The organism is Virgibacillus sp. FSP13 (genome assembly GCF_054048505.1).
Genome location: NZ_JBSVKG010000003.1, coordinates 1 through 23,288, shown reverse-complemented (window position 1 = coordinate 23,288; position 23,288 = coordinate 1). Strand labels below are relative to the sequence as shown.

Annotated in this window: 19 protein-coding genes and 1 pseudogene; 12 read left to right on the top strand and 8 right to left on the bottom strand. The window is 41.1% G+C overall.

Annotation, left to right across the window (positions count from 1 at the left end):
* Positions 1–28: 28 nt before the first annotated feature.
* Positions 29–787, bottom strand: coding sequence for a type I 3-dehydroquinate dehydratase (gene aroD, locus ACW2QC_RS03890; RefSeq protein WP_457542669.1), 759 nt, complete (start codon positions 785–787; stop codon positions 29–31).
* 315 nt (positions 788–1,102) lie between these two features.
* Between aroD and ACW2QC_RS03885 the strand changes: the two genes are divergently transcribed.
* From ACW2QC_RS03885 to ACW2QC_RS03865, 5 genes are all read left to right on the top strand, one after another.
* Positions 1,103–3,088, top strand: a complete 1,986-nt coding sequence (locus ACW2QC_RS03885; RefSeq protein ID WP_457542668.1) for a methyl-accepting chemotaxis protein — start codon at positions 1,103–1,105, stop codon at positions 3,086–3,088.
* 490 nt (positions 3,089–3,578) lie between these two features.
* Positions 3,579–4,025 carry an Lrp/AsnC family transcriptional regulator gene (locus tag ACW2QC_RS03880; protein WP_457542667.1) on the top strand — a complete coding sequence of 149 codons (447 nt, stop codon included), beginning with the start codon at positions 3,579–3,581 and terminating at the stop codon, positions 4,023–4,025.
* 15 nt (positions 4,026–4,040) lie between these two features.
* Positions 4,041–5,105, top strand: coding sequence for a M42 family metallopeptidase (locus tag ACW2QC_RS03875; protein ID WP_457542666.1), 1,065 nt, complete (start codon positions 4,041–4,043; stop codon positions 5,103–5,105).
* Between the two features lie 36 nt (positions 5,106–5,141).
* Positions 5,142–6,785 carry a peptide ABC transporter substrate-binding protein gene (locus tag ACW2QC_RS03870; RefSeq protein WP_457542665.1) on the top strand — a complete coding sequence of 548 codons (1,644 nt, stop codon included), beginning with the start codon at positions 5,142–5,144 and terminating at the stop codon, positions 6,783–6,785.
* Positions 6,786–7,501: 716 nt separating this feature from the next.
* A complete protein-coding gene (locus ACW2QC_RS03865; protein WP_457542664.1) occupies positions 7,502–8,719 on the top strand; it encodes a dicarboxylate/amino acid:cation symporter in 1,218 nt (405 codons plus the stop codon).
* A 323-nt stretch (positions 8,720–9,042) separates the two neighbouring features.
* On the opposite strand, the gene ACW2QC_RS03860 is transcribed toward ACW2QC_RS03865, so the two are convergent.
* A complete protein-coding gene (locus ACW2QC_RS03860) occupies positions 9,043–9,357 on the bottom strand; it encodes a DUF3892 domain-containing protein (protein WP_457542663.1) in 315 nt (104 codons plus the stop codon).
* Between the two features lie 111 nt (positions 9,358–9,468).
* Between ACW2QC_RS03860 and ACW2QC_RS03855 the strand changes: the two genes are divergently transcribed.
* Positions 9,469–9,711 (top strand): alpha/beta-type small acid-soluble spore protein, encoded by a 243-nt coding sequence (locus ACW2QC_RS03855; protein WP_457542662.1) that lies wholly within the window; start codon positions 9,469–9,471, stop codon positions 9,709–9,711.
* A 38-nt stretch (positions 9,712–9,749) separates the two neighbouring features.
* Here the strand turns inward: ACW2QC_RS03855 and ACW2QC_RS03850 are convergent, their stop codons facing one another.
* The 4 genes from ACW2QC_RS03850 to ACW2QC_RS03835 form a co-directional block, all read right to left on the bottom strand.
* Complete coding sequence (locus tag ACW2QC_RS03850) at positions 9,750–10,019, bottom strand: hypothetical protein (RefSeq protein WP_457542661.1); 270 nt, start codon at positions 10,017–10,019, stop codon at positions 9,750–9,752.
* A gap of 28 nt (positions 10,020–10,047) precedes the next feature.
* On the bottom strand, positions 10,048–11,196 hold the full coding sequence (locus tag ACW2QC_RS03845) for a DegT/DnrJ/EryC1/StrS family aminotransferase (RefSeq protein WP_457542660.1): 1,149 nt from the start codon (positions 11,194–11,196) through the stop codon (positions 10,048–10,050).
* Between the two features lie 303 nt (positions 11,197–11,499).
* A complete protein-coding gene (locus ACW2QC_RS03840) occupies positions 11,500–12,441 on the bottom strand; it encodes an LCP family glycopolymer transferase (protein WP_457542659.1) in 942 nt (313 codons plus the stop codon).
* Positions 12,442–12,693: 252 nt separating this feature from the next.
* Positions 12,694–13,086, bottom strand: coding sequence for a hypothetical protein (locus ACW2QC_RS03835; RefSeq protein ID WP_457542658.1), 393 nt, complete (start codon positions 13,084–13,086; stop codon positions 12,694–12,696).
* Positions 13,087–13,349: 263 nt separating this feature from the next.
* On the opposite strand from ACW2QC_RS03835, the gene ACW2QC_RS03830 reads away from it, so the two are divergent.
* The 5 genes from ACW2QC_RS03830 to ACW2QC_RS03810 all read left to right on the top strand — a co-directional run bounded on the left by ACW2QC_RS03830 (position 13,350) and on the right by ACW2QC_RS03810 (position 20,217).
* Positions 13,350–14,258 (top strand): c-type cytochrome, encoded by a 909-nt coding sequence (locus ACW2QC_RS03830; RefSeq protein WP_457542657.1) that lies wholly within the window; start codon positions 13,350–13,352, stop codon positions 14,256–14,258.
* Between the two features lie 32 nt (positions 14,259–14,290).
* Positions 14,291–15,211 (top strand): c-type cytochrome, encoded by a 921-nt coding sequence (locus ACW2QC_RS03825; protein WP_457542656.1) that lies wholly within the window; start codon positions 14,291–14,293, stop codon positions 15,209–15,211.
* 991 nt (positions 15,212–16,202) lie between these two features.
* A complete protein-coding gene (locus tag ACW2QC_RS03820) occupies positions 16,203–16,673 on the top strand; it encodes a MarR family winged helix-turn-helix transcriptional regulator (RefSeq protein WP_457542655.1) in 471 nt (156 codons plus the stop codon).
* Positions 16,667–18,391 (top strand): ABC transporter ATP-binding protein, encoded by a 1,725-nt coding sequence (locus ACW2QC_RS03815; RefSeq protein ID WP_457542654.1) that lies wholly within the window; start codon positions 16,667–16,669, stop codon positions 18,389–18,391. The genes ACW2QC_RS03820 and ACW2QC_RS03815 overlap by 7 nt, the downstream gene beginning before the upstream one ends.
* Positions 18,388–20,217, top strand: a complete 1,830-nt coding sequence (locus tag ACW2QC_RS03810; RefSeq protein WP_457542653.1) for an ABC transporter ATP-binding protein — start codon at positions 18,388–18,390, stop codon at positions 20,215–20,217. Before ACW2QC_RS03815 ends, ACW2QC_RS03810 begins: the two co-directional genes overlap by 4 nt.
* 55 nt (positions 20,218–20,272) lie before the next feature.
* Here ACW2QC_RS03810 and ACW2QC_RS03805 read toward each other — a convergent pair.
* Positions 20,273–21,094: pseudogene (locus tag ACW2QC_RS03805) on the bottom strand (DUF7225 domain-containing protein).
* 312 nt (positions 21,095–21,406) lie between these two features.
* Here ACW2QC_RS03805 and ACW2QC_RS03800 point away from each other — a divergent pair.
* Positions 21,407–21,868, top strand: a complete 462-nt coding sequence (locus ACW2QC_RS03800; protein ID WP_457542652.1) for a tetratricopeptide repeat protein — start codon at positions 21,407–21,409, stop codon at positions 21,866–21,868.
* Positions 21,869–21,942: 74 nt separating this feature from the next.
* Here ACW2QC_RS03800 and ACW2QC_RS03795 read toward each other — a convergent pair whose 3' ends face one another.
* Complete coding sequence (locus ACW2QC_RS03795) at positions 21,943–23,169, bottom strand: MFS transporter (protein ID WP_457542651.1); 1,227 nt, start codon at positions 23,167–23,169, stop codon at positions 21,943–21,945.
* Between the last annotated feature and the right edge of the window lie 119 nt (positions 23,170–23,288).

Here is a 23,288-nt window from a genome sequence, read left to right as displayed (position 1 = left end):
TAGCAAATGAACAGAAGCAGCTATCAAACTACCCCCACTCCCCCACTATTTCCTGTGTCGACGTGATTAGTTCCCTTAATTTTTCAATCGGTATTTGCCCCGGTGCTGAGCTTTGGACCCCCAAGCCGAAAGTCATAGCGGATCCATATGCCCAGCCGATTATTCTGCTCAAACTGCCGATTTTCCCCATGGACATACTTATAATTGGTATCGTTAGTGCCTCGTCAGCTTGTTTGGTCAGTTCCAATAACTGTAATACATCTTCTTTGTCTTTTGGCATCACGGCTATTTTTGCTATGTCTGCACCAAAAAATTCAGCCATAAAAACCCGCTTCATCATTTCCGAATTGGCTGGTGTGAAAGTAAAATTATGATAGGACAAGATTAATTGCTTCTTATTTTCTTTTGATCGCTTTCTCAGCTCGTGAATATGTTCAGGTCTGTTGGATACTTCAAAGTCAATCACATCAATCGCTTGGTTTTCACACATTTGGCTCAACAACTGAACCTTTTCTTTCTCGGACAAGGATATTTTCTGTCCACCCTCTTTTTCCGAACGAATGGTAAAAAGCAGCGGAACATCAATGACAGCAGCTATCCCTTCAGCAATCGATAGAACATATGCAGTATTACTAATTTCCTCCAAGAAATCCGCTCTCCATTCAATGACATCCGGCTTTTTCGGAATAATGATTTTCAGTTCATCCATGATCTCCTTTTTATTAGTTCCTGTCAGTGGCGTACAAATATATGGTGCCTTTCTATCAGAAAAAAATGTAGTTGTCATCCAAGCAACCCCCGATTCAGTTTAGAATAATCCACAATAATACCACTATCTTAAACTGTCATCCTCATTTTTACAATTGGGACATGGGTGGCGGGACATGGGGACAGGTTTGCTGTCCCAGCAAAAACCTGGTCAAGAAACCCGGTCCTCCGCCCTTCTTGCCCTAGCAAAGGTCGGGACAAGGGACCTGTCCCCATGTCCCACTAGTCTATTTTTCCTATTAAACTTGAAATATTTACTAAACGAATTGTGACTTTGGTCGATATATATATAGTGTGTTTTAATTTACAGCGAAGAGTACTGGAGGAGTATATATTGAAGAAAAAGAAGTCTGGCAAATTTTCATTTAGCTTAAAGAGTAAGCTGATTTTATCTTTTCTAATTGTTTTGCTGATTCCCAGCATTGTTATCTCTCTTACATCCTATAAGAGTGCAAAGAATAATGTTGATGAGCAGATGCTTGATCAAGCGCAAAAAGACGTTGATTTGGTAAGTCAAGCAGTCAACCAGTTTGTACATGCCCAAATGGAGAATGTTGAATATCTATCAAACGCGATTACTCCTGGCGATATTGTTAAAAATAGTGATGACCAAACAAGAAAAATACTTGATACCATTCAAGACTCGAAGGCAGATGTGGAACAAACTTATGTGGGGACAGAGTCTGGGGAGTTTATGAATTCACCGACGTCGTTTAAGAATCCAGCAGACTATGATCCACGCGAACGGCCTTGGTACAAACAAGCGATGGACAACGAAGGTACTGTCATTATTACGGATCCATATGTATCAAAGTCTTCAAAGCAAGCAGTCGTAACACTGGCAAAAGCAACTGTGGACGGTAAAGGTGTTGTCGCTGTCAACCTGAAGCTTGGAAGTTTATCGGATATGATTAATAACATTGCGATCGGAAATGATGGTTATTTATTTTTATTAGATAAAACAAGCCATTACATTAGCCATCCTGTTAATGAAGCGGGTTCAGAAGCAACACAGTCTTTCATCAAAGACATTTATAAATCCGAATCCGGGAAATTTAATTACACGTTAGATGGCGATCAAAAGAAAATGGCCTTTACTACAAATAATATGACAGGCTGGAAAATTGCCGGGACCATGTATCAAGACGAAGTAGATCAAGCAGTCAAGCCAATCCTAAATATAACATTAATCGTCATTATTATTTCACTTATTTTAAGTGGAGTTATTATCTTTTTCATGGTCCGTTCGATTGGAAGACCGATCAATCAGCTAGTAGGCGCAACGGATAAAATGCGCAAAGGTGATTTAACGGTTGAAGTTGATCTGCATCGAAATGACGAATTAGGTAAATTAGCACAAGCGTTTAATCAAATGAGAACTCACCTTCGTGACGTCATTTTACAAGTTCGGGAAAAAGCTAGTAATCTAGCAGCATCATCCGAACAGTTAAATGCAAGTACGGAACAAAATACACTTGCAACGGAACAAATTTCATCATCGATCCAAGAAGTGGCATCTGGAGTGGAAAGCCAGTCGGCAAACATTGAAAAAAGTTCCGAAATGGCAAATGGTATGTCAAATTCGATTCAACAAATTGCCACTAGTTCCAATGAGGTTTCGACCACAGCGGTTAACGCAACATCGGTTGTGGAATCCGGTAATCAGGCAATCAAAACAACTGTTGAACAAATGGAATTCATTAAGCAAACCGTCCATGATTTATCAGCTAATATTGAGGGGCTAGGAAAACATTCACAAGAGATTAGTAAGATTGTCGATGTTATTACAGATATTGCTGAGCAAACAAATTTACTTGCACTGAATGCAGCTATCGAGGCAGCAAGAGCCGGAGAACATGGCAAAGGTTTTGCGGTTGTTGCCGACGAAGTTCGAAAGCTTGCAGAGCAGTCATCCCAATCATCTGAGCAAATTAAACAGATGATCGTTGCCATTCAGGATGTGACAAACGATGCAGTGAAATCTATGAAAACTGGAACCGCAGAAGTAGATAAAGGAATTGAAGTCGTTAGTCATGCGGGACAATCATTTACAAATATTACAAGTTTTGTTAATACCGTAACAGAACAAATTCAGCAAGTTACATCGAAAATTCAAGAAATCTCATCCGGAGCAGAACACTTTGTCACCACATTTGATGAAGTAACAGCCGTAGCAGAAACAACATCAAATGGAGCCCAAAACGTTTCCGCATCAACACAAGAACAATTGGCCTCCATGGAAGAAATCACAAGCTCCGCCACATCCCTATCACAAATGGCCGAAGAACTACAAGAACTAGTCGACCAATTTAACGTATAGCGGGACATGGGGACAGGTTTGTTGTCCCACTCGAGAAGCCATGGGGCGCAAGCATATCGTGCTGGGACAAGGGACCTGTCCCCTTGTCCCATTCCCTTGTCCCATTCTTGTCCCAGTTACGATCAACGCCAAAAGAGAGACTGCTCTCTTTTGGCGTTTTTTTAATTTGGATTCACCTATTTGGCCGGCTTGCTGATCTGCAATCATTCCCTAGTACCGCTACACCACCTCCCCCATTTATTAATATTTCACACTGTGACTTTACACTATCACGTACCCACGTACGACATTAACACTCAAGTAAGTTAAAATTTTCTACCTATTTTCAAAAAACAATTGATTTATAATAGTTGAAGTTATATAATATCTATCAATTCCTATATTAGGTAGTTTATTATCTTTCACCTAATGTAAATAGATACTATTTTAAAAACTATCCACATTTTTATCACCAAAGTTATTAATTCAAGTATCGAAAGGAGGTAATGCATTGGAGTATGAAATCGATGAGTTAGATCAAAAATTAATTCAACTATTATCTGTCGATGGAAGAATGTCTTTTAGAAAGCTTGCTGAAGAACTGAATGTCACCGAAAAGACTGTGCGTCTGCGGTATAAAAACTTACGCGATAGTAATACGTTAGATGTTGTCGGGGTGGTCAATCCAATTGCGCTGGGCCTTAAAGCTGGGGCTATTATTCAACTAAAGGTGCATCCGCAAACAATAAATCAAGTAATTGAAGAACTCGGCACCATGAAAGAGATCCGATATGTCACATTAACATCAGGGGAATATCCGCTGCTTGTCCAAATCAATGTCGCCGATCAAGAAGCGATAACAAAAACCGTTTTAAAAATTACCGATCTCGATCAAGTGACGGATATTAATACAATTGTCCAGTTACAAATCTATAAAAATACCTTTGAATACTTGTAATAGGAGGCTACATACATGATCGATCTACTAAAACAGTTAACCGCATTAAATGGCCCATGTGGTTACGAACATCAAGTTACCCGCTTCATTGAAAGTTATGTAAAACCAAAAGTCGATTCCGTCGATGTTGATTCTATTGGAAATGTCATTGCTAGAAAAAAAGGGACAAAACCTGGACCCGTAATACTGTTAACCGCACACATGGATGAAGTCGGCTTCATTGTTAAAAAAATCGAACCTAATGGGCTGCTTCGTTTTGAAAAACTTGGTGGACATGACGATCGAATTCTTCCTGCTCAACAGGTCAAAGTCCTTGGTTCAAAAAAAGAAGTAGACGGATTAATCGGAACAATTTCCGCCCATTATATGAAATTCGACGATCCTACGAAGGTTCGTAGGCATTCTAGTCTTTATATAGACGTTGGCGCCTCGTCAAGAGATGATGTTTTCGATTTAGGAATTGAAGTTGGCACACCGATAACATGGTCTACGGAAAGTAAGCTAACTGGCTGTAAAGGAAATGAAGTGGTGATTGGAAAAGCACTTGATGATCGTGCAGGTTGTGCTACACTCCTTCAAGTACTAAACGAATTGCAGGATAAAGAATTTGCCGGTGAACTCATTTTCCTATTTGCTGTTCAAGAGGAAGTAGGTCTACGTGGCGCACAAACTGCTATCAATGGATTAAATGTTGACGCAGCTATTGCCGTTGACACAACTGCAGTTAGCGACACCCCTGAGGAAATAATGGATGATAGCTTGCGTTTAGGTGCAGGTACCGGAATTAAAGTAATGGACTCCAGCCTAATTGTGCAAAAGACAATAAAAGATCACCTCATCAAGCTAGCTAAAGAACAAGCAATTGACTATCAACTTGAGATTTTCACAGGGATAGGTACAGACGGTGGTGCCGTTGCACTTGCGAATAAAGGCGTGCCAACAGGGGTATTATCCATCCCATCCCGTAACGCCCATTCTCCCGTTGAGCTAGTGAACGTAAATGATCTAAAAGCAACAAAAGAACTACTTCAATCATTTATTTTGCGTATCAATGAAAAAACACGTTTTCCGTTTCAATAACCAAACAATCAAGATCAATACTGGAGGGATATTTTAATGAATAAGAAAAAATGGTCTACACTGATCGTATTCGTAGTAATGATGAGCTTTATACTCTCCGCATGTGGTGAAGATAATTCAAATGCAACAGATGGCAAAGATGATAAAAAAGCCAAACTAGCCGATGAACAGGTTTTAAACGTGAATATCAAAACAGAGCCACCATCAATGCACCCTGGACAAGCTACAGACACGACATCTGTTGCTGTGCTTAACCAAACTTTTGAAGGGCTGACAAGGCTTGATCAAGATGGAAAAACGCAAAAAGCAATGGCACAAGAGGTTGAGGTTTCAGACGATCAAAAAACCTACACATTCACGATCCGTGACGATGCAAAATGGTCCAATGGAGATCCTGTAACGGCAAAAGACTTTGAATATGCTTGGAAATGGGTGCTGAATCCAGAAAGCCCTGACACAGATTCCGCCTATTATTTATATTCGATTAAAAACGCAAAAGCCGCGAAAACCGGAAAAGCTTCTTTAGACGAAGTTGGCGTAACTGCAAAAGATGATAAAACGCTCGTTGTTGAACTCGAACAGCCAACACCATATTTTCTTGATTTAACAGCGCTTTATACGTATTATCCGGTAAATCATAATGTAGTAGACGGCCAAGATGACTGGGCTCAAGAAGCCGGTGAACAGTATGTAACAAACGGACCATTCTCACTGGAATCATGGGAACATAAAAATCAAATTATCCTTAAGAAAAACCCTAATTACTGGGATGCTGACAATGTGAAGCTCGAAACAATTAATATGTACATGATTGAAGACGAAAATACCGAATTACAAATGTACAAAAATGGTGAATTAGATTGGGCAGGTTCGCCAACAGGAGCTATTCCACTTGCCGCAATACCAGCGTTAAAACAAGAAGGCACATTAAATGTTAAATCCAGAGCTGCTGTTTATTACTATGCTTTTAATACGGATATGAAGCCGTTCGATAATGTGAACATACGAAAAGCATTCGCCTTATCGATTGATCGTCAAGGCATCGTTACCAATATAACAAAAGGCGAACAACAACCAGCAATGGCCTTAGTTCCACCGGCTATGTGGGAGGAAAATGAGGAAGGATATTTCCAAGATAACGATATTGAACAAGCAAAAGAATATCTGCAAAAAGGATTAGATGAACTAGGTCTTGATAAATTACCAACGATAAAACTATCATACAATACCGATGAAGCACATGCGACAATTGCACAAGCATTACAAGATATGTGGAAAGAAAATCTAGGTGTGAAGGTAGAACTTAATAATCAAGAGTGGAACGTCTATTTAAATAGTTTGTCTGAAGGCGATTTCCAGATGGGCCGTATGGGCTGGGTTGGCGCAGTAAATGATCCAATCAACTTCCTGGAAATCTTCCAAACGACAGGAGGCAATAACTATACAAATTGGGAAAGCGACAAGTATGCTAGTTTACTAGAAAAATCAAATACAATCGCAGAACCTGCAAAACGAAAAGAAGTTTTACAAGAAGCGGAACAAATATTCATGGATGAAATGCCAATCGCACCAATCTACTTCTACACAAATGTATGGGTAAACAAAGATTACGTCAAAAACGTCAAAGTCCCCCCAATCGGCGGCATCCAATACAAATGGGGCTACATCGCCGAACATTAATGGCGGGACATGGGGACAGGTTTGTTGTCCCGCCTGAGAAACCGCGGAACGCAAGGGTTTGATGCTGGGACACGGGGACAGATCGTGACCACTGGAAAAGTCCGGTTCACAAAAATGAAGAGTATACTATCTGCAATATAAATGATCGTATTTAATAACGACGCCAAATATAGTGGTTTGTTCAATGACATCTAATATAAAGGTCATTTTTTCAGTGGCCTCGGACAGGTCTGTTGTCCCAGTTAAGGATGTTAACACAAAAAGAGAGCTAGTATGCTCTCTTTTTGTATTTGAAGTGGAATACCGGTTAGCATGTGGGTGGGTCATCGGCGTGAATGTGGAAACCAACGCGTGGGTGAGAACATGGGCGCGTATGCTAAATCATCAGCCCGTGTGCTAGAACATCGGCGCGTATACTAAATCATCAGCCCGTGAGACAGATCATCGGCGCATAACCTAAAACATCAGCCCGTGAGACAGATCATCGGCGCCTGCGCAAAAACTTCAGCCCGTAAACAAAATCATCGGCACAGGCTGGGATAAGGGACCTGTCCCATGTCCCAGCATCCACACGTCCCAATATATCCCTCTTCCCTCTCATCTATCAATTTGATATAATAGTGTTTGTTCGTTTATACTTTTTTAAGAAGCTGTTGGAAATATCTTAATATTGAAATTTGGTAGTTTTATGTCGTTACATATAGGAGGGACATCCCGTGAAATTAAAATTCAATTTAGTCACGCAAATCTTTTTTGCCTTTGTTATAGCCATCATTCTTGGGGTTATATTCGGAGACGAGATCAGTGTGATTCAGCCCCTTGGTGATCTATTCTTACGGTTAATTAAATTTATTATTGCCCCACTCATTTTAGCAACACTCGTTGTTGGTGTTTCTAGCGGTGGAGACCCGAAACAGCTTGGGCGGATGGGAATCAAAACGGTTGTGTATTATATGCTGACCACTGGAGTCGCTATAATTGTTGGATTGGCGGTTGCATTCGCATTTTCGCCTGGTAAAGGATTGGATATTTCAGTAGAAGAATCCGAGATGGCAAAAGAAGCTGCATCCCAGGAACCGCAAAGCGTAATCACGACTTTTCTAAACATCGTACCAGAAAATCCGTTTAACGCACTTGCGGAAGCGAACATTTTGCAAATTATTTTCTTTGCTTTGTTCATAGGAATTGCTATTACATTGGTCGGGGAAAAAGCACAGCCTGTCTATCGCTTTTTTGATGGTTTTGCCGAAATCATGTATAAAATTACTGGTATCATTATGAAAATTGCTCCGATTGGTGTACTCGGATTGGTTGCACCGGTTATTGGCGAATATGGATTGTCTGTACTATTGCCACTAATAAAAGTAATTGCGGCCGCTTTTGTCGCTTGTATTGTCCATGCCATTCTCGTCTATTCATCGGCTGTTAAGATATTTGCAAAGATGAGTCCATTAGTATTTTTCAAAGGCATCTCACCGGCTGCAATTGTTGCTTTTAGTACGGCGAGCAGCGCGGGCACATTACCGATAACGTTGAAAAACACCCAGGAAAACTTAGGCGTACCAAGCAAAATTAGTAGTTTTGTTCTTCCACTTGGCGCAACTATTAATATGGACGGAACTGCCATTTATCAAGGGGTTTCCGTTATTTTCATCGCCCAATTCTATGGCTTGGATCTTTCTTTCATCCAATTGCTTACCGTCGTCGTTACAACGGTGCTCGCATCGATTGGAACAGCTGGTGTTCCTGGTGCAGGCTTAATCATGCTTACCATGGTCCTTTCCTCCATTGGCTTGCCATTAGAAGGAATCGCATTGATCGCTGGTATCGACCGCATTCTGGACATGTTAAGAACATCGGTGAACATTGTTGGGGATGCTTCTGCTGCAGTAGTTGTGGCAGGGTCGGAAAAAGAATTAGAGAGTCGAGCTTGAATTTAAGTTTATCAGCAAAAGCGTCACATCTTGAAAAATTTTCAGGGTTGTGACGCTTTTTTGTTTTGAACTAACTCCTCTGTTAATCATCGGTACCAAATAGTAGGCTCCCAAATACTTCATGAATAACCCCCTCACAAATTGATTATACATGTAGTACAATGAATTATACGTATATTCGCACATTTGAATGCAATACAAGTATACTGAAGGTAGGTGAAGAAAATGAATGAAAGTGGGATTAACATGATCATAAAAGAAAAAGAATATATGTATTCAGACCGTTTGGATGATGAAACACTAATCCCTGGCAGCCAGTCAAATCAAAAAGTAGGCAAGTTATCCAAATTATTCTCCTTTATCCCATCTGGTTCACTTCGAATAATATCCCGCCCATACTTATAAAAAACATCAACATGCGCAAGTTTTCCAGCTTTTGCTTCGTCCAATGCCGTCACATAATCCAATTCACGTCCTGTATTTGTCTGAAACGCGATGATATCACCATCATCATTTTTGCGAACCGCTGCTATTGATTCTTTTCCGTCCAAATTTTCTTGTCCCGCTTCCTCACTAGCCTGTTGCTCACCTTGTTCCTTATATGTGTTATATACTTGTTCATAATCTTTTTCCATCACGATCCCTCCTTGTCCCCATTACTATCTCCTAAACGAACATTTTTATTAAAAAATTACCATGAAGTGAACAGCACTATTTAGGAAAGCCTATTTAGTAAGGAGGCGTTATACGTGGCAAATAAAGATTTAGAACAATTAAAAGGGCAAGTTATGAAAGCAAAAGGATACGATGTGAACAGCGCTAATCCTAATGATGTGAAATACGAAGTGGCTAACGAACAGGGCATTCCGTTAAAAGAAAAATATAACGGCCAGCTTACCTCCGAACAAGCGGGTAAAATCGGTGGCCCAATCGGTGGGAATATGGTGAAAGAAATGGTAAAAATGGCGCAAGAGCAAATGAAACGCAGGTAAAATAAATGCTGGTCGTCAACAACGACCAGCACATCCAGTTAGCTCTGATTTTTCTTCCGGACTTCCTCACGATCTGTATCACTGTAAACTCCAGTACCATGTCCACCAGTTGTTTTTGCAATAAATTCTTTCGCTTCATTATACGACATGCCAGAATCATCATTTTGTTGTTTTACCGTCTCAATGTCTGTCCCAGCTGCTGTGTATTTTTTATTTCCCATCATAGCACCCCTTTTCACCATTACTTTTTCCAAAAAAGATGCTTTTAAACTTGCCGCTTCTGCACACTCAATCAAAAAAAGATCCATGCCGCATCATCGACATGAACCTCAACTTTTATTTCAAAAGATCCTGAATTACTTGAATTACCCGCTCTTGCTCCGCGTCCGTCAAATCCGATCCACTCGGCAGACAAACACCTTTTTCGTACAATTCATCGGATATACTATTTCCTTCTTGATGTTGATAGTAATCCATTTCAATAAATAGCGGCTGCAAATGCATTGGCTGCCATACTGGACAGGCCTCAATATTTTCTTCTTCAAGTGCGCGAATAATATCATCACGAGAAACCCCTGTTTTAGCTGAGTCAATCGTAAACGCGGTTAACCAGCGATTCGATGTTGCCTCTTCCAATTCTGGTTGAAACTCAATTCCGTCCAATTGGCCAAATGCCTCATGGTAACGGTCAAACACCGATCTTCTCTTGGCAACATGGTCATTTAACACTTCCAACTGTGCCCGTCCGAAACCAGCAACAATACTATTCATACGATAGCTATAACCCTCGATGCTATGCTGATTGTGGAGTGCAGGGTCACGTGATTGCGTTGCTAAAAATCGCGCTTTCTTCAACGCCTCCACATCATTTGAAATCAGTGCTCCGCCTTCAGATGTCGTGATGATGCTACTTTCGTCAAATGAGAAAATGCCAAAGCGACCAAATGTACCACTTTTTCTCCCCTTAAACTCACTGCCAAGCGATTCCGCAGCATCTTCAATCACAGGAACGCCGTATGCATCACAAATTTCCAATAACTCGTCCATTTTTGCACTTTGGCCATATGAATTAACGATTACGACTGCTTTTGGGAGTTTCTTCTGTTCGATCGCATCTAAAAAAGCACGTTGCAATGCATCTGGTGACATATTCCATGTATCCGGCTCAGAATCAATGAAAACCGGTTTTGCCCCATGATAGACAATTGGTTTCGCACTTTCCACCGAAGTTAACGAAGAACAAAAAACGGTATCACCTTTGCCAACGTGTGTTAAGCGCAAAGCCAGTTGAATCGCTGCCGTTCTAGACGTAACTGCTGTCGCATCGTTAATCAAATTGTATGTGGCCAATTCATTTTCAAACGCATCAACATTATTTCCAAGCGTCGATGCCCAATCACGGCCGGTTGGCATTTGAATGTATTTTTGCTCATTTCCGCTCATATGTGGCGATGAGAGGAAAATTTTTTCTAATGTTTTTTCCATCGAATTTCCTTTCTGTGTTACGTAAATTTTGTTGGTTCTTGTTAGAAAATTAAATTATAAAATAGAGCTTTATTGTGAGGGGATTCCCATTAATTCGGGATAAATCTACTTACTACTATATTCCTATTATATCACGCTGTATTCGTGTTGAAAAATAGCAACGATTAGAAAATCTAGTTGCTCCCATTTCAGTGGCCAAGTAAAAAAGCGAACATTCCCCCTAAACAATGACAAATTAAACTATCGAAAATAAGCATAATAAAAAGCCCGCACTCCATCAGCCAAGTGCAGGCTCCCTTCAATTTATTTTGTTAACATATCATGCACCTTGGCAATTTCCGAATCAGGCACAATCAAATAATAACCGCCGCCAATCCGCGTGCCATTTCCCTTCATCATATAGCTAACCATATTTTTTCGTACATCCTTATAGTTGAAAAGCAAATTTTTCATATCATCAAAGTCCAGGTTGGTTGCCATATTGTTTCCAAGCACATCGATCATATCATCAATTTTATTAACCGATGCGATACTTGCACCTTTATCAATAATAGCCTCGATAACTTGACGCTGGCGTTTTGTCCGGCCAAAATCACCGTTCGGATCCAGATGCCGCATGCGAACGTACCCCATCGCTTGCGGACCATTCAGTGTGATTTTGCCTTTTTTATAATGGTACCCTTTTTTGTAGTATCCTTCATCATACCAGTCAAGCTCATTATTAACGGTTATCCCGCCGACAGCATCGACCATTTTCGACAACCCTTCCATGTTCATCTCCACATAATAGTCCAACTCGACATTGAGGAAATTCTCAACAGTTGCGATGGACATGTCTGTTCCGCCATATGCGTAGGCATGGTTTATCTTGTCCTCACGCCCTTTCCCGACAATTTCTGTACGAGTATCACGCGGTATACTGATCAGCTGCATCTTATCTTTTTTCGGATCCAATGACATCACCATTAATGCATCCGAACGCCCGCGATCACCTTCACGCTTATCAACGCCAAGCAGTAAAATGTTAAGCGGTTTTTCGGCATTAATTTTCTTCTTGCCATCTTTATGATCAATCGAGTCCACTATTTGATGCATTTTCTCGTTTACGGTTTGTTTTGCATTGTGATAAATCGAATATGCATACGCTCCAACACCGAGCACAAGTACTAAAATGACGGCTAAGCTTACCTTCAACCAACGGCGTTTTGGCTTTTTTCGTCTATCTGAACGTCTGCCTTCTACCATATTTTCATTCCTCTATCCATAAATTTCAGTGACTATTATACCATTTAATGATTAGGCTTTACAGTGTTTAGCGGATTAATACCTGTTGTACGCGAAGTAAAATTATGCATGCAAAAACTGCTAGCAAAAGTGGTGGGGAATCGCACCGCTTAGCTAACAGCCTGAGGAGATGTATTATTCTGGATTAACGGATGCATGTCTAATGACAACGCTAAAAAAGGAAACAGAGATTAATTCTTCTGATTCCGCTGATCAAAACGTCTCCTTCACAACAATTGCTTGCGTCACCTTTGTACGTTTGCAATCATCGAATTCCGCTTCATCCACGATCCCTAATTTAATTGCTGCTTCCAATTTGTCGGGATCCGGACGTTTCACGAGCACAATGCAATCCTCCAGGTTTAATTCTTCCAACTTCGCAACAGTCGTTTCATCATGATATCGACTCTGGGAACGCACTTGACGCTGAAGTTTATACCTTCCCCGCTCAAGCTCCCCTTTCTCCTCTTTCCCAATTGAATCATCCAACAATTGATGAAATTTATTTTTCAACTGTTTCATTTCCTGGTCAATTTTCTTCTTTTGATCGTTCAGTTCAACATACCGCTTCAAATCATCCTCCGAAATAATCAACGAACCCTCCACCACTAACTCCCCCAGTCCAAGCTTAGTTAGTTCAATTGTATGTTTGAAGTTTGATGGATATGCCACTGGGACATGGGGACAGGTCCCTTGTCCCAGTCAAAAACCCCGTATTTTAGGTGATTTCAGCCGGGACAGTTAACCTGTCCCCATGTCCCATCTCTATTGTCCGGTCTTTCTATCATGGGAAATGTCTTTGTTACTTCTTTTCTATTATGCGTCTGAATATTATAAAATTATAATAACTTATGGGAGGAGAAAAAAGGATGCTGAAGAACAAATGGCTCTGGTTTGGATTAGTAACCTTAACTGTCCTTATTGTAGCTTGTTCCAATGAGGAAGATGCCGAAGAAACGTCTGGGCTACCAACTGAACTTCCCTCCACGGAAGGCTTAGACCCTGACGACCCAATGACAGAGTATATACAATATGGGGAAAAACTGTTTGAGGAGACAGATACAGTTTTGGTTGAACGCGTTGGCAATGAATTATCTTGCTCAAGTTGTCACGCTGATGGTGGTATATCAGATACCATTTCCATGATTGGTGTTACAACAAAATATCCAGCCTATCGCTCTCGTGAAGATGTTATTTATACGATTGAAGATCGCATTAATGGATGTATGATTCGAAGCATGAACGGCGAAAAGATAGATCACGATAGCAAAGAAATGCGCGCACTTACATCTTATTTAACCTACGTCTCTAAAGGTTATGAAATAGAAGATGTCACATGGTTAGGGAACCCAGCAATGGAAGAAATACCTGAACCAAGTGTAGCAAGAGGTGATGAGTTATTCGAGAAGAAGAATTGTCTATCTTGCCATGCTACAGATGGTCTTGGCACAGGACCAAGATCAGGGCCAGCTTTGTGGGGAGATGGCTCTTTCAATGATGGAGCCGGAATGACTAGACTGTCCGATATGGCTGGTTTTATTCAACATAACATGCCACGATATGATCCAGGGTCATTAACAGACCAGGAAGCAGCAGATCTAGCAGCATATATACTATCACACGAACGTCCTGTTTGGGAAAGTCATGATCAAGATTGGAAAAAAGGGGGACGTCCAACTGATATTATAACCCAGGATCGTCGCGAAAAAATCCGTGCAGGTAAATTTGATTGGACTAAACTAGAGAATATTATACCAGCTGAAGAGGTTAACTATTAACTGTAAATTTTCACTATAGCGGAGGTGAGAGATTGCTTAAAAATAAATGGTTGTGGTTAACAATGATTGTGATACTCTTTGTAATTGCAGCTTGTTCTAATGATGTTGAAACGACAGTATATAAAAAAAACAATGAAAAAACAGCAGTTCCTGCGTTTAATCCTCCTTCCATGGATGATTTAGACCCAGACGACCCAATGACTGCGTATATACAATATGGGGAAAAAGTATTTAGTGAAACAAACGTTGTATTAGATGATCAAGTTGGCAGTGAGTTATCTTGTATGAGTTGCCATGCAGATGGTGGATTGTCAAAGAATACAACATTAGTTGGGGTAAGAACACAATATCCGCAATATGTTCCACGTGAGGGCATTGTGTCAACACTTGAAGATCGTATTAATAGTTGTGTGGTTCGTAGTATGAATGGCGAAAAACTCCCACATGATAGTAAGGAAATGCGCTCAATTGTTGCCTATTTGACGTATATATCTGAGGGAATTAAAACAGGTGCGGATATTCCTTGGGGCGAGAAAAATACGATGGAAAAAATTCCTGAACCAAGTGTGGAAAACGGAGAAGAATTATACGAGAAAAAGAATTGCTTATCCTGCCATGCTACAGATGGATCTGGTACAGGTGCTAATTCAGGCCCACCATTATGGGGAGATAAGTCCTTCAGTGATGGAGCAAGTTTGAGTCGCATAGGGAAAATGGCTGGATATATTAAAAATAATATGCCACCAAATAACAATGGAGCATTAACAAAGCAAGAGGCAGCAGATCTGGCAGCGTTTATATTATCACAAGATCGGCCAACTTGGGAAGAACATGATACTGATTGGCCAAATGGAGACCGTCCAACAGATATCATTACACAAGACCAGCGTAAAAAAATCCAAAAAGACACATTTGACTGGACTAAGATTGACAGTATCATACCCTCTAAATAAAAAGCGGGACATGGGGACAGGTTGAGGCCACTGAAAAAGTCCGGTTCACAAAAATGAAGAGTATACTATCCACAATATATAGATGATCGTATTTAATAACGACGCTAAATACAGTGGTTTGTTCAATGACATCTAATATGATGGTCACTTTTTCAGTGGCCTCGGACAGGTTTCTTGTCCCGTTTTGTGGTGGCGGGACGTGAGGATGGAGTCCTGGGACAAGGGGGACAGATCTCTTGTCCCGTTTTGTTCAATTTTTCCCCTGTAATTGCTGGTAATTTACTTGAATTTAGATAAAGATTGTTTTTAGTTGTTGGTAATTAAATCCTCCCAGTCCACTGTATCCTCCTTTAATACTTCTGCTAATGCTGACGATTCTTCTTTATCTAATGGTGTATTATCAGCCATTAAAATAATTTCATTTAAATCAGTTATCTTTTTCTGAGCAATTTTCTTTAATATTTCATAAGCAAGTGTAGTTTCTTATTCATTCATTCCTTCAACAAGCTTATAAATATCTTCTTTTCTAACACTCATTTTAAGCAGCTCTTCCTAAAAGTAATGTATTTAAATGGATTATATACTGAAAATGCAACTGTCTTTTTGGGAGTTTAATTATAGATAGGGGTAAGTCTTTTAAAAACTTTAATCGTATGTGGAATTGATAATGAAATGTTAACAACACATTTCAAATAAGAGGCATTACATATTTCCTTTATTGTAATACACTTCATTAATAAAGTACAAATTTATTCAAATATCTCACAACATACACAAAGCGGGACATGGGGACAGCGGGACATGGGGACAGGTCCCGCTGTCCCAGTCAAAAACCCCGTATTCTAGGTGATTTCAGCCGGGACAGTTAACCTGTCCCCATGTCCCACCTCCCTCCTTGACCCACAATATCAAAAAAGGGTAAACTATAATAGTTCCATTTTGAACAGTTCATTTTAGAAATGCTTTAAAAAGAAAGATAGGGTGGATGTAAATGAAAGATACTAATAATGAGCCTTCTCGTTCTTATACATTGATGCAGTCGTTCTGGCGGTTGCATCGTTTGATTATGCAGCAGGTCAAGCAAACAGCTGCTACCCATGACTTGTCACTGCCGCAATTTACCATACTTGTTACGATGACGCACTATCATCAAATTGCCCAGAAGCGGCTGCAGGTGCTAACGAATTTCCCGAAAAGCACACTAAGTCACGCGATTGACGGACTTGTACAGGCCGGGCTTTTGAATCGAACGTTTGCCAAGGACAATCGGCGGGAGATGGATTTGTCCTTAAGTACGGAGGGAAAAGCATTAATAGCAAGCATAAAAGAACAAAAAGATGGTGTTCCCAGCAGATTTCAGAAAGCAGTAGATTCCTTTTCAGCGGAAGAATTTAATCAATTACTGACCATCCACCGACATCTGGCTACACATTTTGAAGAAGGTAGTGAGGAACCATGCTAAAAATCCTAAAAAGATTGTCCGTCTATAAATGGTTGGTCACGCTTATTTTTATCCTTATTTTTGCGCAGGCGTTGACCGATCTATATTTACCAACCTTGATGGGAGACATTGTGGACAATGGTGTGGTTCAAGGTGACATCCCGTATATTTGGAAGATTGGCGGGCTGATGCTAGTTGTGACAGCTGTTGGTATCGGCGTTTCAATCATGGCAAGCTACTATTCTGCCAAGGTTGCCATGGGACACAGCCGAGATTTGCGCCGCAGTGTATTCAACCATGTACAGCAATTTTCACTGGAAGAATTTGATCAAATCGGCACAGCATCATTGATCACCAGAACAACCAACGACATTACCCAGATTCAGCGGGTCATGATGATGATTCTCCGTATGGTCATCACTGCACCAATCATGCTGGCGGGTGGTTTGATTATGGCCGTATCTAAGGATGCCAAGTTATCGCTTGTCATTGTGGCGACCATGCCATTTCTGATTTTTTCCATTTTATTCATCCTAAAGAAAGGCATGCCCTTGTTTAAAGCCGTACAAAAAAGACTGGATAAGCTGAATCTTGTCATGCGAGAAAATTTGACCGGCGTTCGGGTTATTCGCGCTTTTGCCAAGGAACATGAAGAGTCAGAAAGGTTAAAAACAGCCAACACCAATTTGACCGATGTATCGATCAAGGTGAATAAAATCATGGCCTTCATGATGCCGATCATGATGCTTGTGATGAATCTCACCATCGTCGCGATTATTTGGTTCGGTGGCATACGGATTGGCCATGGCGGTATGCAGATTGGGGATTTGATGGCATTTATCCAGTATGTGATGCAAATCATGTTCGCCCTTATTATGGCGTCGATGATGTTTGTGATCATCCCACGTGCCGCAGTTTCAGCAAACCGGATTAATGAAGTGCTGGAACTAGAGCCATCCATTACAGACAATGATACGGACACTGTTGAAAAGGAAAAAGGTACACTGGAATTCGACCATGTCACCTTCCATTATCCTGGCGCAGCGGAACCTGCCTTGACCAATATCGATTTCACTTCAAAGCCAGGCGAAGTAACAGCGATTATTGGTGGTACCGGATCTGGTAAATCAACACTCGTTAATCTGGTGCCCCGTTTCTTTGATGTGACCGAGGGCGCCATCCGAATCAACGGCTTGAATATCCGGGATGCTTCCCAGGAACAGACCCGTTCCAAAATTGGACTGATCCCACAAAAGGCACTGCTTTTTTCAGGAACGATTGCTGAAAATATTCGCTATGGAAAAAACGATGCAACGATGGAGGAAATTCAACATGCTGCTAAAATTGCTCAGGCAGATGATTTTATCCAAAAAATGGAGCATGGGTATGATTCCGTCATTGATCAGGGCGGTTCCAACCTTTCCGGCGGACAAAAACAGCGCTTGTCCATTGCCCGGGCATTGGTAAGAAAACCGGACGTGTACTTGTTTGACGATAGCTTCTCTGCGCTTGATTATAAAACAGATGCTGTATTAAGAAAGGCATTAAAAGAAGAAGTAAATCAAGCATCTATTGTCATTGTCGCCCAACGAGTAAGCACTGTAATCGACGCAGACCGCATTATCGTGCTTGATAAAGGCAGTGTAGCCGGAATGGGCACCCATGAAGAGTTACTGAAAAACAATGAAGTATACCAGGAAATTGTAAAATCACAGCTAGGAGAGGAGGAATCGGCATGAGTAAAAAGTCTTCCAAAAACAACCAGACGCAAATGATGCAAAAACAGAAGCCAAAAGATTTTAAAGGCACATTCCGTCGTCTCCTTGGCTATCTCGCACCCCGAAAAAAGCGATTAATCACCGTTTTCTTCGCAGCCATCTTGGGTACTGTTTTTACGATTCTTGGCCCGAAAGTAATGGGTAACACAATCACTGTCTTATTTGATGGTGCGTATGCCAAGCTACAAGGAACCCCCGGCGCAGAAATTAATTTCGAAAAAATTGCCCGAATGTTGCTCCTGCTCGGCGGCTTGTATGTTTTCAGTAGTTTATTTACATTTATACAACAATATTTAATGGCAAGTGTCGCACAGAAAACCGTCTTCGATATGCGCAGAGATATTTTCGACAAACTGAAAAAACTCCCATTGAATTATTATGACAGCCATGCACATGGAGACGTGCTAAGCCGTGTCACCAATGATATTGACACGATTGGAAACACGTTGCAGCAGAGCATCACTCAGTTTATCAGATCGGTAGTTACCATCGTCGGAATTGTGATCATGATGCTAACAATTAGTCCGTTGCTAACATTAATTGCCCTTGTCAGCCTGCCGTTATCTGTGTTTGTGATTAAACCATTTCTGAAAAAGTCACAACGTTATTTCGGTAAGCAGCAACGTACACTGGGAAATTTGAATGGACATATTGAGGAAATGTTTACAGGACATGAAGTTGTCAAAGCATACGGACAGGAAAAACAGGCACTAAAAACGTTCGATGAGGTCAACGAGGAATTGTATGAGGCTGGAAAGAGCGCCCAATTTATTTCCGGATTGATTATGCCAGTCATGAAATTCATCGGAAATCTCAGCTATGTGCTGATCAGTATCGTTGGTGGGATTATGGTCACACAGCGCACCATTTCGATTGGGGATATTCAGGCGTTCATCACCTATTCGAAGCAGTTTAACCAGCCGATTACCCAGACAGCCAATATTGCCAATGTCATCCAGGCAACGATTGCAGCTGCAGAACGTGTCTTCACTCTACTCGATGAAGCAGAGGAAAAAAAAGAAGTAACCACCGGAAAACTAAGTCAGACAACAGGCGCCGTTTCCTTTGAACATGTTGATTTCGGCTACGGCAACGAGCTTTTAATGAACGATTTGAGCCTTCACGCAAAGCCAGGCCAAACGATTGCCATTGTCGGTCCAACCGGTGCAGGAAAAACAACCCTGATCAACTTGCTACTAAGGTTTTATGAATTAAAAGGTGGAAAAATCACCATCGATGGCGTGGATATTCGATCGATGGCACGCGAAGAATTACGCAAAAACTTTGGCATGGTGCTGCAGGACACATGGCTATTTCACGGCACGATCAGAGATAACATCGCCTATGGGAAAAATAACGCCGCTGATGCGGAAATCATCGCAGCCGCAAAAGCAGCACATGCCGATCACTTTATTCGCACACTGCCTGAAGGTTACGACACCATTTTAAATGAAGAAGGATCAAACATTTCCCAGGGACAGCGGCAGCTACTAACCATCGCCCGCGCCATGCTAGCTGATCCGCCAATCATGATCCTTGACGAGGCCACCTCCAGTGTTGACACACGCACAGAGGTATTCATTCAAGAAGCAATGAATAAAATGTTGGAAGGCAGAACAAGCTTTGTCATTGCCCACCGCCTATCCACCATTCAAGACGCCGATAAAATACTGGTCATGGACAACGGCACAGTCATTGAACAAGGAACCCACCAGGAACTCCTGGAGAAAAAAGGCTTCTACGCCGACCTATACAACAGCCAATTTGCTGACCCAAAAGCAGGATAACCCGGGACATGGGGACAGGTTAACTGTCCCAGCTGAAATTCCCTCAAACACGGGGTTATTGACTGGGACAGTTAACCTGTCCCCATGTCCCACTTTCTGTCCCTGCAATTCCCGCTAATTTACTAATATCAACTTCATATTTCCCTTGATAACTTCTAGCAATCTCAGGAATCTCACTCTTTGGCCCGTAATAAATAATGTTAAAATCATCCTCAGCATATTGCACGACAAACAAATCATCAAAACCGGCAAATGTATTCTGATTAATTGTAATAAACCCTTCCGACTGTGCGGTTGTTTTAACACTAATTCGCCTTCCATTGCTAATCACATCAAAGCCATGCTGGTTTACTTGTCTAGCTAACGTCCCATTGGTATGAATGGCGCAAATAAATTCCCCAATTCTTCCTATTAAATGACGCAATTCTGTTGGCTTTCAGTTTAATAGATTCATTTCATTTCTAAAAATTTCATTGTAATTCTCATATAACTTCACAATTTGCTCGCTGCTTATATTCTCCAATTGCGTTTTAGGATTATTCGAATTTACAGGGCTTTGCTCATAAATTGCTTTTTCGCCATTCTTCCATTCACCAACAACTATTTGTTCATCAGTTCCTTTCAATTTATGAAAAATCAAGCCTGTGTATGGATAATGTTCACCTAAATATTTATAGAAACTTCTATTTATGTATTGGAAGAGGTGCTTGTTAAAAGGAATTCCTTTATTGTAACGGTTATAGCAGTAGTCTGATAGAATGACGCTGTTTGGATTGGTTCCGAATTGCTGTTTTAGCTGGGCCTTAACTTCTAAAGGTGTAATAACGTCGTTTACTCTATTGGATAAGGATTGCTTTAATTGTTCATAGATTGTCACTAGAATCTCCTCCCTCACACATTTAAGTTTAACACGCTTGAAGTAGGACATGGGGAAATGGGACATGGGGACAGGTCCCTTGTCCCAGTCAAAAACCCTGTATTTTAGGGGTTTTTAGCCGGGACAGTTAACCTGTCCCCATGTCCCACCCACTTTCTTCGCAAAATTTGGATAGAATTGATACGATGCATTCATGGAGGAGATAGTATATGAAAATAAATGATATCCCATATAATATGAAATTTATATTCGGCCCAAATCTGAGGGAAGTTCCAATATCTAAAATTCAGATGCTTCATGGAATGATATACATTGGAACAACTTAAAACCAATGATTGCAGTGAAGAGGAAAAAGGAAGATGGAATGGTATGCTTGGCTTCTTTTTACGAATTGTTGGTGAGCTGGAGGAAAGTGAAAAAAGTCTTCATACCTCAATTGAAATGTACAATGACCTTGACAATCAACATGGGGTATTTACAAACAAGCTTGGACTAGCACATACATATCAGTGGTGGACGAAGTACGAAATGTCCAACCAACTATTTAATGAATTACTGGAAATAGCGGAAACTGATAGTGATTACACCTATTTCCTAGATTTTGTTTATCAGCATTGTGGCAAAAATGAATTTGACCAAAAAAGTTTTCCAGAGGCATTGTCCTTTTTTGAAAAAGCACTGGAACTCCGCTTGGAAAAAGGTGATCAAGAGCTTATTTCGCAAACAGAATCAGCTATTGAAGCTTGCAATTATAGGCTGGAAAATCAAGGTTAAAGAAGCAAGGGAATAGCTCCCTTGCTTCTTTTTGCTAAATTACAGACGCATGAGATCCTCCCCATGCTTCCACATTATACCGCTTCTGAAACCTTATTTATCTCATGCCCGCGCCCGGTTTCTTGCTTATCTCCCCGCAGACTAAGCATGACGATGAATGAAATACAGTAAAGCCCTGCAAGATATACCATCGCAACAGACATACTCGCATGTTCCAAGATAAAACCAACTAGAATTGGGGACAAGCCACCTACAGCCCTGCCAAAGTTAAAGATGGAGTTTGTTGCTGTGCTTCGAATGTCCACACGGTAAAAGCGGCTGATCAATGCACCATATCCAGCAAACATTCCATTAGAAAAGAATCCGACGATCGCGCCGCCAATTAATACTCCTGCACTGCCTGTAGCATAGGCATATAAAAATACGGCTGCGGCTGATGCAAGCAGGAATATACCATAAGCGGTTTTCAGCCCAAATCGGTCAATAAATCTACCAAACGTCAGCATGCCTAAAATCATGCCCACTGCTGTACTGATTGTCCAAATAGCTGAGCTTGATACAGATAATCCTTGCGTCCGCTGTAGCATGGTCGGCAACCAAATCATCAAGCCATTATAGCCAGCAATTTGTACGGTAGCCATGATCGCCAATCCCGTAGTTGTCAATGCCATTTTCGGTGTGTTTACCAACTGGATCAACTTACCTTGTTTTTGAATGGATGGCTTTTGTTGTTGAGCAGCCAACCAAGCAGGTGATTCCTTCAGATTTTTTCTAACAAAATAAGCGAATATGACCGGAATAATACCAACGAAAAACAACGCCCTCCAGCCGAAAAGTGGCAGTAATACAGAGCTGAGTACGGCGGCGATAATCACACCAAACTGCGCACCAACGCTGACATAAGACGATGCGCGTCCTTGCTTATTTTTCGGCCAAGCCTCAGCGACGAGTGCCATACCAATCCCATATTCACCACCAGCGCCTAGCCCTGCAATAAACCGAAATATATATACCTGTTCAATATTCGTGGCCACTCCCGTTAAACCCGTACCTATTGCAAATAAAAAGATTGTATAAGTGAATACACGTACCCGGCCAAATCGATCAGCCAAGATACCAAAAATCATTCCACCGACAAGCATGCCGATATTGGTGACAGAAGAAATAAACCCTCCCGTCGTCAACCCAACATGGAAATCCGCGACAATTAGGGACATGGCAAAAGAAATGAACATGATATCCATGCCCTCAAGTGTTAAACCTGTCACAGAAGCTACAACTGTTTTATTACGATATTTCATTTTTCCCGCTCCTTTCGAGACTCTCTGGACTCGTTTAAAAGATTTTTATATTTGAGTGGCTGAATACGAAAGGCCACCCTAAATAGTGTTTACACCCGGCTAATGGTGTCAATTGAACA

Coding starts and splice junctions, on each gene's coding strand:
- aroD (WP_457542669.1), bottom strand. CDS start 787: ATGACAACTACATTTTTTTCTGATAGAAAGGCACCATATATTTGTACG.
- ACW2QC_RS03875 (WP_457542666.1), top strand. CDS start 4,041: ATGATCGATCTACTAAAACAGTTAACCGCATTAAATGGCCCATGTGGT.
- ACW2QC_RS03870 (WP_457542665.1), top strand. CDS start 5,142: ATGAATAAGAAAAAATGGTCTACACTGATCGTATTCGTAGTAATGATG.
- ACW2QC_RS03850 (WP_457542661.1), bottom strand. CDS start 10,019: ATGGATCTTTTTTTGATTGAGTGTGCAGAAGCGGCAAGTTTAAAAGCA.
- ACW2QC_RS03845 (WP_457542660.1), bottom strand. CDS start 11,196: ATGGAAAAAACATTAGAAAAAATTTTCCTCTCATCGCCACATATGAGC.
- ACW2QC_RS03840 (WP_457542659.1), bottom strand. CDS start 12,441: ATGGTAGAAGGCAGACGTTCAGATAGACGAAAAAAGCCAAAACGCCGT.
- ACW2QC_RS03830 (WP_457542657.1), top strand. CDS start 13,350: ATGCTGAAGAACAAATGGCTCTGGTTTGGATTAGTAACCTTAACTGTC.
- ACW2QC_RS03820 (WP_457542655.1), top strand. CDS start 16,203: ATGAAAGATACTAATAATGAGCCTTCTCGTTCTTATACATTGATGCAG.
- ACW2QC_RS03815 (WP_457542654.1), top strand. CDS start 16,667: ATGCTAAAAATCCTAAAAAGATTGTCCGTCTATAAATGGTTGGTCACG.
- ACW2QC_RS03810 (WP_457542653.1), top strand. CDS start 18,388: ATGAGTAAAAAGTCTTCCAAAAACAACCAGACGCAAATGATGCAAAAA.
- ACW2QC_RS03795 (WP_457542651.1), bottom strand. CDS start 23,169: ATGAAATATCGTAATAAAACAGTTGTAGCTTCTGTGACAGGTTTAACA.